This is a genomic window from Haloarcula onubensis, assembly GCF_031624605.1.
Classification (GTDB): Archaea; Halobacteriota; Halobacteria; order Halobacteriales; family Haloarculaceae; genus Haloarcula; species Haloarcula onubensis.
Genome location: NZ_JAMQOS010000003.1, coordinates 435,169 through 449,159, shown reverse-complemented (window position 1 = coordinate 449,159; position 13,991 = coordinate 435,169). Strand labels below are relative to the sequence as shown.

The 13,991-nt window shown below is 69.1% G+C and carries 14 protein-coding genes; 10 read left to right on the top strand and 4 right to left on the bottom strand.

From position 1 onward, the window contains the following. Positions 1-61 precede the first annotated feature (61 nt). Complete coding sequence (locus NDI86_RS11660; protein WP_310900599.1) at positions 62-382, bottom strand: DUF7344 domain-containing protein; 321 nt, start codon at positions 380-382, stop codon at positions 62-64. 208 nt (positions 383-590) lie between these two features. On the opposite strand from NDI86_RS11660, the gene NDI86_RS11655 reads away from it, so the two are divergent. Next, entirely contained in the window at positions 591-4,331 is a 3,741-nt protein-coding gene (locus NDI86_RS11655; protein WP_310900598.1) for a PAS domain S-box protein, read from the top strand. Between the two features lie 237 nt (positions 4,332-4,568). After that, entirely contained in the window at positions 4,569-5,447 is an 879-nt protein-coding gene (locus NDI86_RS11650; RefSeq protein WP_310900597.1) for a ubiquinol-cytochrome c reductase iron-sulfur subunit, read from the top strand. 41 nt (positions 5,448-5,488) lie between these two features. Here the strand turns inward: NDI86_RS11650 and NDI86_RS11645 are convergent, their stop codons facing one another. Both NDI86_RS11645 and NDI86_RS11640 read right to left on the bottom strand, forming a co-directional pair. Next, complete coding sequence (locus tag NDI86_RS11645; protein WP_417936266.1) at positions 5,489-6,211, bottom strand: halocyanin domain-containing protein; 723 nt, start codon at positions 6,209-6,211, stop codon at positions 5,489-5,491. A 132-nt stretch (positions 6,212-6,343) separates the two neighbouring features. After that, positions 6,344-7,096 carry a ZIP family metal transporter gene (locus NDI86_RS11640; protein ID WP_310900595.1) on the bottom strand — a complete coding sequence of 251 codons (753 nt, stop codon included), beginning with the start codon at positions 7,094-7,096 and terminating at the stop codon, positions 6,344-6,346. Positions 7,097-7,365: 269 nt separating this feature from the next. Between NDI86_RS11640 and trxA the strand changes: the two genes are divergently transcribed. From trxA to NDI86_RS11625, 3 genes are all read left to right on the top strand, one after another. Next, a complete protein-coding gene (trxA, locus tag NDI86_RS11635; protein WP_310900594.1) occupies positions 7,366-7,776 on the top strand; it encodes a thioredoxin in 411 nt (136 codons plus the stop codon). Between the two features lie 67 nt (positions 7,777-7,843). Then, positions 7,844-8,071 (top strand): YgaP family membrane protein, encoded by a 228-nt coding sequence (locus NDI86_RS11630; RefSeq protein ID WP_310900593.1) that lies wholly within the window; start codon positions 7,844-7,846, stop codon positions 8,069-8,071. A 111-nt stretch (positions 8,072-8,182) separates the two neighbouring features. Continuing rightward, complete coding sequence (locus tag NDI86_RS11625; protein WP_310900592.1) at positions 8,183-8,587, top strand: helix-turn-helix domain-containing protein; 405 nt, start codon at positions 8,183-8,185, stop codon at positions 8,585-8,587. A 77-nt stretch (positions 8,588-8,664) separates the two neighbouring features. On the opposite strand, the gene NDI86_RS11620 is transcribed toward NDI86_RS11625, so the two are convergent. Next, entirely contained in the window at positions 8,665-9,276 is a 612-nt protein-coding gene (locus NDI86_RS11620) for a class I SAM-dependent methyltransferase (protein WP_310900591.1), read from the bottom strand. Positions 9,277-9,424: 148 nt separating this feature from the next. On the opposite strand from NDI86_RS11620, the gene NDI86_RS11615 reads away from it, so the two are divergent. The 5 genes from NDI86_RS11615 to NDI86_RS11595 all read left to right on the top strand — a co-directional run bounded on the left by NDI86_RS11615 (position 9,425) and on the right by NDI86_RS11595 (position 13,591). Continuing rightward, positions 9,425-10,291 (top strand): universal stress protein, encoded by an 867-nt coding sequence (locus tag NDI86_RS11615; protein WP_310900590.1) that lies wholly within the window; start codon positions 9,425-9,427, stop codon positions 10,289-10,291. Positions 10,292-10,381: 90 nt separating this feature from the next. Next, positions 10,382-10,588 carry a hypothetical protein gene (locus NDI86_RS11610; protein WP_310900589.1) on the top strand — a complete coding sequence of 69 codons (207 nt, stop codon included), beginning with the start codon at positions 10,382-10,384 and terminating at the stop codon, positions 10,586-10,588. A gap of 116 nt (positions 10,589-10,704) precedes the next feature. Further along, positions 10,705-11,400: a helix-turn-helix domain-containing protein gene (locus NDI86_RS11605; protein WP_310900588.1), complete on the top strand. Its 696-nt coding sequence runs from the start codon at positions 10,705-10,707 to the stop codon at positions 11,398-11,400. A gap of 55 nt (positions 11,401-11,455) precedes the next feature. After that, on the top strand, positions 11,456-12,256 hold the full coding sequence (locus tag NDI86_RS11600) for an alpha/beta fold hydrolase (protein WP_310900587.1): 801 nt from the start codon (positions 11,456-11,458) through the stop codon (positions 12,254-12,256). 84 nt (positions 12,257-12,340) lie between these two features. After that, positions 12,341-13,591: an outer membrane protein assembly factor BamB family protein gene (locus NDI86_RS11595; protein ID WP_310900586.1), complete on the top strand. Its 1,251-nt coding sequence runs from the start codon at positions 12,341-12,343 to the stop codon at positions 13,589-13,591. Positions 13,592-13,991 lie beyond the last annotated feature (400 nt).

The following is a 13,991-nucleotide window of genomic DNA, read 5'->3' as shown; positions in this document are numbered from 1 at the left end:
GACAGGCAGATGGCGGCCGCGGGACCCAGGCGCGGCCAACCGGGCCAGCGAGGACCGGTCGCTACGGAGCGCGGACGCGACGGGCGACCGGGTCGTACTCGACCAGGCCCAGGTCGTCCAGCAGCGGGAGGTGCTGATGGTGGAGCGTGACACGGACCGCCGTCGCGATGTCGGACGCGTCGGCGGCTTCGCGTTCGCCGACGCCGTCTGCGAGCGCGTCGAGCCCTATCGGGAGCGACTCCGCGTCGAAGACGTCGAGCACGTGTCGCCGTCGCTCGGCCGAGAGCAGTTTGTGGCGCTCGCTCCTCGTGATGGTCGACAGGTCGACCTCGGCGTAGGCGGCATCAGGCATCGACTCTGCGGAAGCGTCGGTTAGATTCATATCTGGAACTCTGTCTCAGGGAAGTACTGCCATCTGCCTAAGCCTGCGCTAGAACATATTAGGGTGCGTTCCGCGTTTCGTTCGTGTCGTATGCATACTCTTTACGGCCAGGTGACCGAATTTACGTGTTGCCTTCGAACCCGAAGACGACGATTTCTCTGCCTCCGGCGGCGGAGGGTTCTTGTCGACGCCGAGTATATGTGGCCTAATGGCACAGCAACCGCTGACCGACACCCTACAGGAGACGTTATCCCTCTTCGACGTCGGCGGGGCGCCGCTGGCGACGAGCGAGGTCGCCGACCGGGTCGGACTCGGCCGCCGCAGCGCCTACGAGCGCCTGGAGCGCCTGGTCGACCACGGCTGTCTGGAGACGAAGAAGGTCGGGTCGAGCGGGCGGGTCTGGTGGCGGAAAGCGTCTTCTACTGCTCGGGCCGACGTGGACTGGCCCGCGGCGGCGACGTCGCTCGTCGACGACGTACTCGACGGAGCCGACGTCGGCGTCTTCGTCCTCGACGGCACGAACGAGGTCAGGTGGATAAACGCCGCCACCGAACGCTACTTCGGTCTCGACCGGGAGCGCGTCATCGGCGCGGACAAGCGCCGACTCGTCGAGGAGACCATCGCCGAGACCGTCGACGACGGCGCGGCGTTCACCGAGACGGTGGTCTCGCTGTACGAGGGCGACGCCGGCCGCGAGGAGTTCGAGTGTCGCGTGACGGCGGGCGAGGGCCGCGAGGAGCGCTGGCTCGAACACCGGAGCGAACCTATCGAGTCCGGGGCCTTCGCCGGCGGACGGGTCGAACTGTACTACGACGTGACCGAGCGCAAGCGAACGCAACTGGAACTCGCGGAAGAACACCGGCAGTTCGAGTCGCTCGTCACGGCCGTCGAGGAGTACGCCATCTGTAAGCTGGACCCAGACGGGCACGTCGAGACCTGGAACACCGGAGCGGAGCAGATCAAGGGGTACGACGCCGACGAGATACTCGGCGAACACGTCGAGACGTTCTACACGGCCGCGGACCGCGAGGCGGGCGTCCCCGAGCAGACCCTCGCGACCGCCGCCGAGCAGGGCACCGTCGAAGCCGAGGGGTGGCGCGTGGCCGCGGACGGGTCGCGGTTCTGGGCGACCGTGACTATCACCGCCATCCGGGACGACGACGGCGAACTGGAGGGGTACGCGAAGGTTACCCGCGACATGACCGAGCGCCGCGAGCGCGAACAGGCGCTGCGCCGCGAGCGCGACCTCACCGCCCGGCTGTTCGAGACGGCGCCGGTACGGCTGGCCATCTTCGACACCGACGGCTCGCTCGACCGGATGAACTCGGAGGGCCGGGAGATGTTCGGCCTCGAAGCGGACGAGGGGTCGGACTTCGACCTGACCGACTACCAGTTCTACGACGAGGACGGGACGCCCCTCGACACGGCCGACCACCCGGCCAGGACAGTGCTTTCGACCGGCGAGCCCGTCTCGGAGCGGCTCGTCGGCCACGACACACCCGCGGACGACCGGCGCTGGGTGCGCGTCAGCGCCGCGCCGCTGGTCGACGATTCTGGCGCGCTGGAGCGGGTCGTCGTCGCCGGCGAGGACGTCACCGAACTCAAGCGGACCGCGCACCAGCTAGAGCGCCGCCGCGACGAACTCGAAGACGAACTCAGAGAGGTGTTCGACCGTATCGACGACGCCTTCTTCGCCCTCGACGACGACTGGCGGATTACGCACGTCAACGAACAGACCACTCGTCTGGTTGACCGGCCCGTCAGTGACATCCTCGGACGGAACATCTGGGAGGCGTTCGAGGCAGCGACTGACACGAACGTCCAGCGGAACTACGAGCGGGCGATGGAGACACAGGAGCCGGTCACGTTCGAGACGTACTACCCGCCACTCGAGTCGTGGTTCGAGGTCAACGCCTACCCCTCCGCGAGCGGCCTCTCGGTGTACTTCCGCGACGTGACCGAGCGCCGCGAGCGCGAGCGCGAACTCGAACAGTACGAGCGGGCCGTCGAGACCATCGGCGACGGCGTCTACGTCGTCGACGAGGACCGAGAGTTCGTCCTCGTCAACGACGCGTACTGCCACCTGACCGGGTACGACCGCGAGGCGCTGCTCGGGTCCCACGTGTCCGTGGTCGCGCCCGAGGACGGACTGGACCGCGGGGACGCGCTCCGGGCCGAACTGCTGGAGTCCGACGAAACGGTCGGGACCCTGGAGGCCGAGCTCGCCACCGCCGACGGCGGGACGGTCCCCATCGAGGCGCGCTTCGCCCTGTTCGACCGCGGGGACGAGGGGTACGGGAGCGTCGGCGTCGTCCGCGACGTGACCGAACGCCGGAAGCGCGAGCGGGAGCTCAGACGCTACGAGAGCATCGTCGAAACCGTCGAAGACGGTATCTACACCGTCTCCGAGGACGGCGTGTTCACCTTCGTCAACGATGCACACAAAGAGATGATTGGTTTTCCGTCGACGGAACTGGTCGGTCGGAAGGCGGGCTGGCTGGTCGAGAGCGGCGTCCTCGACCCGGATGTGATAGCCCAGGCACGCGAGATGGACGCCAGACTGCGAGCCGGCGAATGTGAGTCGTCCAGCATCGAGGCGACGCTGTCGCGGCCCGATGGCTCGACGGTCGAGACGGAAGCGACGTTCAACACGCTCACAACGGACGGCGGTCACGAGCGGGTCGGCGTCGTCCGCGACGTGACCGACCGCGTCGAACGCGAGCGCGAACTCGAACGCCAGCGCGAGCAGCTGGCCGCCCTCAACAGCCTCAACGAGGCCGTCCGCGAGGTGACGGCCGCCGTCATCGAGCAGTCCACTCGCGAGGAAATCGAGGCGGCGGTGTGTACGTATCTCGCCGACTCGGCGTCGTATCTGTTCGCCTGGGTCGGCGAGGTCGACGCCCACGCCGAGACGGTGTCGGTCCGCACCGAGGCCGGCGCCGCGGGATACCTCGACGACATCGTCGTCTCTGTCGACCCCGACGACGAGTACGGCGACGGGCCGGCGGGGCGGGCCTTCCGGACGGGCGAGATACAGACCGTCTCGACGGTCAGCGACGACCAGTACGGGCCCTGGCGCGACCACGGCGCCGCACACGACGTCGAGTCCGCGGCCGCCATCCCCATCGGCCACGACGGGACGGTGTACGGGACGCTGAACGTCTACGCCGACCGGCAGAACGCGTTCGAGGGGCAAGAGCAGGCGGTCATCGCTCAGCTCGGCGACATCGTCGGCCACGCCATCGCGGCCGCGGAGCGGAAACAGGCGCTGCTGTCCGACGAGGTCGTCGAGTTACAGCTCGTCGTTCCGGACGTGTTCGCGGCGGCCATGGACGGCGAGGAACTGCCGGGCCGGGCGCAGCTGGACCACACGATATCGGTCGGCGACGGCGAATTCATCATCTACGGGAGCGCGACCGACGACGCCGTCGGGTGGCTGCGGACGCTCGTCGACGCGGTACCCCCCTGGGAGGCGCTGACGGTCCACGGCGTGAGCGACGGCGAGGCGACCTTCGAGCTCCGGCTCACGGACCCACCGATGCTGTCGGCCATCGCCTCTGTCGGCGGCGCCGTCGAGCGGGCCGTCATCGAGGACGGCGACTACCGGATGACGGTTCACGTCCCGACGAGCGTGGCCGTCCGGCAGGTCGTCGACCCCATCGAGCGCGCCTATCCGTCGGTCCAGCTGCGCAGACGCGAGCAGATGACCAAGACGCGAGACCCGGCCGACCGGATGGGGGCGGAGTTGCTCGCGGACCTCACAGACCGACAACGGACCGCCCTCGAGACGGCCTACCACGCCGGCTTCTTCGAGTGGCCGCGGGCCGCCTCCGGCGAGCAGGTCGCCTCGTCGCTCTCCATCGCCCCGCCGACGTTCCACCAGCACCTGCGGAAGGCCGAGCTGGCGGTGTTCCAACAGGTGTTTCGCTCCGGAACGACCGACGCCTGAGCGGGTCGACGGCCCGGACCTGTCAGGACATAGTTGTTAGAGCGTTGAAACTATACCGCCCGAGCCCGTAGCCGCTCCCCCCATGTCTCGACCGGAACACAGCCGGACAGCGGGTGGGACAGCAACGGACGGCGCGAGCGCGGGACGGGTCGGTGAGCGGAGCGGCGAGACGGCGCGAGCGACGGTCGACAGCGCGCCCGGACGCAGTGACCACCGCGGACCCGACATGCACACACCATGCCACTAGACGAGGACAAGTACCCCGAAGAGTCGGGGCGACGGCGGTTCGTCACGGGCGTCGTCGGGAGCGCGGCCCTGGCGGGTATCGGCGCGGGCGGCGCGGCCGCGGTCGATACGCTCACCGACCCCTCGGGCGAAGGCGGCGGGACGACGGAGTTCCTCGGCGTCGAGAACATCGACGGCCCGGCGCCCCGCGGGATGCCCATCATCCCCATCGAGATACAGGACGGCCAGCTCACGGGCGTCTGGCCGGAGTACGACCCCGAGGCGCGCGTCGCCCGCGCGAAGAACTTCGGCGGGAGCGGTATCGACTACTCCTCGGCGTGGTTCCAGTACTGTGGCATCCAGACCGCGCCGGGGATTCGCCCACAGGCAGACCAGGACAACACGTTCCGGAGCAGTCCGGGAAGCTACGACTGGCAGAACGACGTCGAACAGGGCGCGCCGCTGACCGTCGACATGTTCGACGACTACGAGGAGTGGGGGAACGGTATCGGCCGCTCTGGCCTGGGCAAACCCGCCAGCGCGACGTGGCGCTCCGAGGGCGCGAGCCAGTCCATCCCGGTCCAGCTCATCCGCTCGGAGCGGGTCAGGCAGATGGCCGCCGGCGAGGGCGAGTACGGCGACCTCCCCGGGTCGGTCCGGCAGTTCATCTCGGCGGCGGCGCCGGAGGGGTTCATCGCCTGGCTCAACAAGTGCACGCACTTCTGCTGTGTCCCGGGGTGGAAGACCCAGGCCGGCAGCGCCGCGTTCAACGCCGAGAACGACATCTACTGCCAGTGCCACCAGTCCGTCTACGACCCGTTCAGCCCGGTGTTGACGCAGTTCGTCGCGCTGCCGCGCCCGCCGGCGTCGGGGTCCGAGTCGTCGGAGTAGCGAGGCGATGAGCGAAGCGAATCGCCTCGACGGCGACCGCCTCACTCGCCCTCGGGCATCTCGTAGTCGCCGCCGTAACGCATGAACACGTACGTCAGCCCGAGCGTCGCGAGCATCACGACGGTCGTCGCGATGCCGAGCGTCTTCGCGCTGTCGGGGACCTGTGGCTGGTCGTCCCCGCCGCCACCGCCGCCGCTGCTTTCGGTCGGGTAGTCGGTCCCGACGACGACGGAGCCTTTCATCCCCAGGCTCACGTGGGGCTCGCAGATGTAGTTGTAGATGCCGTCGGTGTCGAAGGTGTTCTCGTAGTTGATGCCCGCGCTGGCGACCGGTTCGCCCGAGTCGAGGGTGTCGCCCCCCTCCTGAACGACGTTGTGGCCGCCGCCGTTGCCGGTCCACTCCCACTGGACGGTCGCGCCGTTGTCCACGTGGACCGCCGGCGGGTCGAAGGCGAAGGCGCCGCCGTTGCCCTGCGCGCCGACCGCCACCGTCACCGAGTCCTGTCCGCGGGCGTCGACGACGGTCCCGTCGAAGTTACCGGCGTCGTCCAGGAAGCCGCCGAAGTCCGGCGGGCCACCACCGCCGCCCCCGCCGTCGCCGCCGGGTGACCCGGCGTCGGTTCCAGTGGCGCCGCCCTCGGTCCCTGCCGCGGTGCCACCCGCCGTGGGCGTCCCTTCCTGTGCGGCCGCGGTGCCAGTCGCAGTGGTCGCCGTCGCGCCCAGTAGAAACGCCCGACGTGACATGGTTGCGCTCCGAGATGCCATACGGCCCAGTAGGGCGTCGACGGCCCTCTAACTATTGGAAAAGTTACCTTTCTCGCGGGTAGTGTTTAGCCCCGCGACGGCGTATCGAATCGCCGTCAAGCGACGCGCGGGCGACGAGTCACGCGCCGACGGTCACAGCAGGAACGTACCGAGGAAGCCGACGGCCGTCGCCAGCGTGATGTAGGGCCCCGCCTCCTCGTAGGCGTCGGGGTAGATTTCGCCCGCGAGCGACGCGAGGATGGCACCGCCCGCGAACGCCCGAATGCTGGCGACCCAGTACTCCGGCAGGGGCGGCAGGACCCAGTACCCGAGCAGGACCGCGGCACCGACGACGACGGCGGTGACGAGCCACGCGCCCATGGTTCGCCACTCGCCGTGGTTCTGGGTCATGTTCGTCCCCGACATCATGGACTGGGAGGTGTTCGTGACGCTGAGCGCGAACAGGAACGCCAGCGCACCGCTGACGTTGCCGACCAGCAACGACCCCATGGCGGCGTTCTCGGGAATCCCGTCGGTCGTGACGCTGGCCCACAGCCCCCAGCCCATCTCCTCGGTCTCGTCGGCCGAGCGGCGGTCGATGAAGATGTCGAGACCGCCGAAGACGGCCACGCCGACGACGAAGTATCCCGACGCCGGCCACTTGCCGATGGTCCTGACGGCGGGGTCGTACAGTTCGAAGGCCAGCGAGACGATGAGCGACCCGCCGCCGACGGCAAGCAACGCCGCCTGCCACCGTTGCTCCGGGCTGACCCAGATGCCGACCGCCGCGCCGACGACGAGCGACACCGCCGAGAACACCGCGTAGAACCACGGGTTCGAGAGCAGGCCGGCCGCGCCGCCTGACTGTAGCAGCAGTGCGTCGGCGGCCAGCGTGACCGTCGTCATGCGCTCGTCTCCCCTCCGAAACTGGACCCCGCGAGGTGTGAACGCACGACAGCGGCGTCGGTCAGAGCACACATGTCAGTGTGGAATTATTTTCTCGGCACAATAGTCCTGGCGCATGCGGCCCCGGTGGCCACCCCGAGTGTCCGGCGGACTGCGCCCCGACTGGGTGGGTGGCGACCCCGTCGCGACGCCGGACGCGGGTCGGCGTCCGGTAGTATTGTGCAATCTCTGCAAAACAACTAAACCGACGGAGCGCGTGTGTCCATCCGATGAGCGACGAACTAGAAGAGATACGACAGCAGAAGATGGACGCGCTCCGGAACGGCGAGCGGCAGACGGACGAGGGCGACCAGCGCCGGGCGTCCCCGGGCGAGCCGGTCCACATCGACGGCGTCCAGGCGTTCCAGGACGCTGTCGGCGACGGAGTCGTGCTGGTGGACTTCTACGCCGACTGGTGTGGCCCGTGTAAACAGCTCGAACCCATCGTCGAGCGGGTCGCGGCCGGGACCGACGCCACCGTGGCGAAAGTCGATATCGACGCGAATCAGGGGCTCGCGACCCAGTACGGCGTCCGGAGCGTCCCCACGCTGTTGCTGTTCGCGGACGGTGAACCCGTCGAACGGCTGGTGGGTGTCCAGCAGGAGTCCCGCCTGCGCTCGCTCGTCGACAGCTACAGCTGAGAGACAGGTTGTAGTGAGTGTATTGTACAATAGCAACTATATTGTAGCTACAACACCGAGTGACGGTATGGAGCGAAACGTCGGGACGACGGACAGGCGCATCAGAGTCGCACTCGGCACTATCGCGGGAGTGGTCGCGATTGCAGTGCTCGCGGGCGCACTCCAGCTTTCACCACTGGTCGCGCTCGTGCTGGGACTTGGTGCAGTGATACTGCTCGTGACCGGTCTGGTGGGCGTCTGTGGCCTGTACTCGGTGCTGGGCACCAACACCTGCCCGGTCGAGCAAACGGAGTGAGTTCGGTCGGTTCGCCGCGCCGGGAGCGCCCCGCGTGAGGCGTCGTCCGCATGCGATTGTATAAATCACGCAAATCTTTTCTCGCCGCGGCGCCTCCGTTCGGCCGTACCGATGCCGGACTCGATGGCCGAACAACTACAGGAAGAGATGGAGTGTGAGGGACTGCTGGAGTGTTTCCACGGCCTCGGACGGCTCGACAGGGCGTGTTTCCAGGCGGTCGTCGACGCCGACGAACCGCTCACCGTCGACGAGGTCGCCGACGCCGTCGACCGCGAGCGGTCGACCGCCTACCGGGCGGTCCAGCGGCTACTCCGGGCGGGGTTCGTCCAGAAGGAACAGCGAAACTACGACCAGGGCGGGTACTACCACGTCTACCGGCCGACGGACCCGTCGCGAATCGCCGGGGACATGCAGCGACTGCTGAACGACTGGTACGCCAAGATGGGGCAACTCGTTCGGGAGTTCGAGACGAAGTACGACGCGGAGAGCGGCGCTCCCCCACACATCGAGCGGTGAGGCCATCTGTTCTGGGGCGGTGACGAGTGCGCGAGAGCGCTGGCCTCGGCGCTCGTACTGACCCGACGGCTCGGGCGTCACCCCACCGGTCGCGCCTCGACGAGCGTGACCATCCCCAGGAAGAACGCCTCGCTGTCGACGACGGTCAGGTCCGTCCCCTCGAAGTGCGCGAGCGGGTCCTGGGTCCACCGACAGCCGTGTTGCTCGTAGTGGGCGTCGGCGCGCCAGTCCTGGAACCGACCGACGAGTTCGACGTCGCTACGACCGTGTTCCAGCAGGAGCACCCGGCCGTCGGGGCGACAGACCCGCGCCATCTCGTCGAGGGCCGCGACCGGGTCGGGGAACGTACACGTCGAGAGCGCGGAGACGACCGTATCGAAGCTGTCGTCGGGGAACGCCAGCTCCGCCGCGTCCATCCGATACACCGTCCCGCCCCGGCGGAGGGCGTCGAGTTCGGCCCGCGCCGCCTCGACCATCTCGGCGCTGACGTCGACGCCGACCAGTTGGACGGTGGGGGGCAGATACCGGAAGTTCGTCCCCGTCCCGCAGGCGACGTCGAGCACCCGACCCCGGGCGTCACCGAACGCGCGCTTCCGGAGCGGGCCGCTGAACAGCCGGTTGGCCCAGTCCCACCGGTCGTAGCGCTCGGCCATCTCGTCGTAGATGTCGGCGATGTCCGCGCTGGACATGGGGCGGCTGTCGTCTGTGTGGCTGTCCGCCTCGGTGGAAGGGCTGTCTGTAGACATCGGTCGGCCGTACGGATACTCCGTCCAGCGTTGGCTTATAAGCTGTCCACGGAGGCAAAACCATTAGCGGCGTCCCGCCGTAGGTCCGGGCATGTACGAGGACGTGCTGTTCCCGTTCGACGGGAGCGCGGGCGCAGCCGCGGTCCTGCATCACGCCGCCGAACTCGCCAACTGGGACGACGCCACAGTGCACGTCCTCTTCGTCGCGGACACGACGCGTGACTCGGTCACCGTCGTCGACGGGCGGGCGGTCGACGCGCTGGTCCGGCGGGGCGAGGACGTCGTCGCCGAGGCCGAGGGGGTCCTCCAGTCGCTCGGCGTCGACTACCGGACGGACGTGGTCCAGGGCAACCCGGCGCCGACGATAGCCGACTACGCCGAGCGCTACGACCACGACCTGGTCGTGATGCCGACACACGGGCGCGACGGCGTCTCGCGCTATCTCGTCGGCAGCGTCACCGAGAAAGTGGTCCGGCTCTCCGACGTGCCGGTGTTGACGGCGCGGACGCACGCCGACGACCAGCTCCGGTTCCCCTACGAGGACATCCTCATCCCGACCGACGGCAGCGCGGGGGCCGCCCACGCGGCCGAACACGGACTCGCGCTCGCGTCGGCGCTCGGCGCGACCGTCCACGCCCTCTCCGTCGTCGACGACGCCGCGCTCGGCGTCGACGTCCGGTCGAGTGGCGCCGTCGAGGCGCCCGCCCGCGACGCCGTCGCCGACGTGGTGGCCGCGGCCGAGGCGTACGACCTCGGGTCGGTCGTCGAGCACGTCGAACACGGCAGCCCGGTCGAAGGGATTCTCGCCTGCGTCGAGGCCAACGACGTCGACGCCGTGGTGATGGGGACGACCGGCCGGCGCGGGACCGACCGGATTCTGCTGGGCAGCGTCGCCGAGAAGGCCGTCCGCTCCGTCCCCGTCCCCGTTGTTACGGTCAGGGAGCCAGCGTCGGAGTGAGGGGGTGCCGACCGACCGCAGCACCCGCAGGCTGCGACAAATATCGGGCCTACCTGAACTGTCATGACGACGGAGGACACTGTACTGTTCATGGGGGACCCGCCATCGTCTGAATCGGATGTACTTCGAGCGCTCGAACTGGCAGAGGGGTATCTCGACGACGCCGAAGACCTCCTGTGGACCGCCGCCACGGAGAGCGCCGAGGACGACGTCAGTGCGCCGATTGAGGAGCTGACCCAGGACGTCTGGGACGTGCAGTCCCGGCTCGAAGCGCTCAAGGACGACTTGGACGGCTGACGTCGGCGCCGGAGGCTGGGCCAGTCGCCGCTCGCGGCAGTCGTCCGCTGGTGGGTCTCGACGTCCTCGCGCTGTGAGGGCGACACGCCCTTTACCGTCGGCCGAGACGGCGGCCTATGGGACTGGTCGCCGAATTCGACATCCACTGCGACGGGCTCCCGCTGGTCGAGGTGGCGCGGTCGCTGCCCGAGGCGTCGCTGGTGCTCGAACTGCAGTACAACCACGGTCGACGGCCGCTCTTTCTCGTCACCGTGACCGGCGGGTCGCGGTCGGCGATAGCGGATGCGCTCGCGGACGCCTACGACGTCGCCGAGTGGGCCCTCGTCGGCCGGGCCGGCGAGACGCGCCGCTATCAGGCCCGCCCCGCGCTGAGTCTCGAGGAACAGCTCGGCAGGTACGTAGACGACCTCGACGGCCTCGAGGCGCTCGCGACGGCCGACGCCATCATCGAGCGCATCGAGGTGTGTCCGTACGGCTGGCGACAGACCGGCTGGTTCGCCGACCGCGAGGCGTTCCGGCAGTTCTCGACGTTCTGGGGGGCCCACGTCACGTTCCGGCTGGCACGGCTGACCCGCGACGGCGAGGCCGAACCGGCGGGCGACGGGCTCACCGACCGCCAGCACGAGGCGCTGCGGACCGCCTACGAACTGGGCTACTTCGATATCCCGCGGCGGGCCTCCCTGGAGGACGTCGCCGCGGAGCTGGACATCGCCGCCTCGTCGGCCTCCGAGCGGCTCCGCCGGGCACAGACCGAACTCATCGAGGAGGAGGTCGCGACGACCTGGCCACCGCTGCCGGCCGGGAGTACATAAAGGCCCGAACGGCTGAGAGTCAGGCGTTCGGCGGGCGGGGGCGACCACCCGACGCATGCAGACAGTCACCTCGGCGGACGGGACCAGTATCGCGTACGAACGACACGGCGACGGACGGCCGCTCGTCCTGCTGCACGGCGGTTCCGCCCCGGCGTACTGGCAGCCGGTCGTCCCCTGCCTCGCCGACGAGTACAGCGTCGTCGTGCCCCATCGACGCGGCGTCGGCGCCAGCGGCGACAGCGACGAGTACAGCCTCGACCGGGGCGTCGAAGACGTGCAGGCGGTCGTCGAGGCGGTCGGCGGCGATGTGACGCTGTTCGGCCACTCCTTTGGCGGCCTGCTGGCCCTGGAGACGGCCCGACAGACCCCGCTCGCCGGCTGCATCGCCTACGAACCGGCCGTCCTCGTCGGCGAGTACCGTGAACAGGCCGACCTCGCGGCCCAGATGCAAGCGCACATCGACGCGGGCGAGCGCCGGGCAGCGATGAGACACTACGTCCGCGAGGTCATGCACGGCGGCGACGTCGACGACCTCGACGCGTGGCTCGCCGAGTGGCCGCCCTGGCCCGACATCGTCGCGCTGACCGAGAACATCGCCCGGATAAACCGGGCTATCGAGGGGTACCGGCTCCCGGAGACGCTCGACATCGACGCACCGGTGCTCCTGCTGACCGGCACCGAGGGACCGCCACACCTCAGGGACGGGATTCGGGCCGTCCACGACGCCGTTCCGGAGAGTCGGTTCGTGGAGTTCGACGGCGTCGGCCACGGCGGCCCGGCCGAGGCGCCCGACCGCGTCCTCCCAGCGGTCGGCGAGTTCATCGAGGACCCGTCGCCAACCGCGGCCGAGCAGTAAGGCGACGACACCCGACCGACCGTCGGTCAAATCGTGACCGAAGCGACGGGAACTGCTTTGTTCCGGGCGCCTGACGGTGACACTGTGCCCGCCCCGCATACGCCATCCAGCCCGCCATCCGCCGACGCCGAGCCCGCCCGGTGGCAGCCGTCGCGCCGGACGGTCCTCGCCGCCCTCGGCACCGCACTCACCGGGTCGCTCGCCGGCTGTGACGCCCTCGGCGACGACACCGCGGCGTTCCACGACGGCGACTGGCGGTCGTTCGGCAACGGCCCGGCGAACGCGAACCGGGTCGCCGGCGGCGCCCCGGAGCCCGAGACGAACGAACTCCTCGAACCGGCCAACTGGGCGTACATGCCCCCGGTCGTCCACGACGGCGTCGCGTACTTCGCGACCGACCGGCGCGTCGTCGCCTACGCGGTCGACGGCACCGAGCAGTGGTCCCGGGACCTCGGCGGCGAGGCTTTCGGCGTCCCGGCGGTAGACCCCCAGCAGGCCCGGCTCTACGTCCCGACGACCGCCGACCCAGGGGCTGACGACGGAGACCAGCGGCGGGCGGTCGTGACCGTACTGTCGCTCGCCGACGGCGCCGTCCTCGATACGTTCCGCGTCGGCGGCGAACAGCCCTACGGCGTCACCGTCGCCGACGGCGACTGCTACGCTCGGAGCGCGACCGCCTGTGTCCGGCTCGGGGCGGACGGCACGGAGCGGTGGCGACGGCCGCTCGACCCGCTGGTCTACGACGAGTACAACCTCGGGGACAGCACCGCGACACAGGTCCCGCCCGCCGTCACCGCCGACGGCGTCTACGTCCCCGACCGGGACGCGCTCGTGAAACTCGACCGCGAGACCGGGACGGAACGCTGGCGCGTCGCCGTCGATACGCCCTACGCGGCGTCGGTCGTCGACGACGGCGGCGTCGTCCAGACCGGGTGGCAAGAAATCGTCGCCGTCACGCCCGACGGCGAGGTCCGCTGGCGCCGGGACCTCCACAGCCGGGCCGCCGCGGCCGTCGATGCGGGCGACGTCTACGTCGTCGCCGGTGACCTCCACGAACTCGACGGGGCGACCGGCGAGACGAACTGGCAGGTCCACCTCCCGAGCGAGGGGACCGCCGCGCCCGTCGTCACCGACGACAGCGTCGTCGTCGCGTCGAGCGACCTCCGCGCGTTCCGCCGCGAGACCGGCGGGCTGTTCGGTCCCGACCGGACGCGCTGGGAGGCCCCGTCGGGCCACGTCTCGGCGTACGCCTCGCCGGTCGTCGCCGCGGGCCGGGTCTTCGTCGCCAGCGCGAGGGGGTTGCAGACGTACGGGGTCGAAGACGGCGAGTCGTGAGAGCGACGAGCAACTCGCTGTAGGACGCCGCCAGGGAGCACACTCCGACATCGCGTCACCGTGACGGTAGTGTTACTGATATGCAGTTTATTTGAGTAGCTATTAGATTTGTTACTTTCCCCACCATTCTCGGACGAGGACGTTCGACCGAGCGTGGCAAGATACATCGACCGCCTCAACCTCTTTTTCAGACGTTCTTGCGAGTTTTTTCGACCTTGTTCTCGCGTCGGCCTAGTACCACACGTGTCGCGTTCGTTGTAGCGGTTGAAACGTCACAGAGCGCCTCCGTGGGCGAGTTCTGGCGGTTTCTCTCCTCGAAGCACGGAGAGTCAGCGCAGCCAGACATAACAGATGGGCATATATCTAAAAAGGTAGATGTTTTTGATAGTATTGGACAACG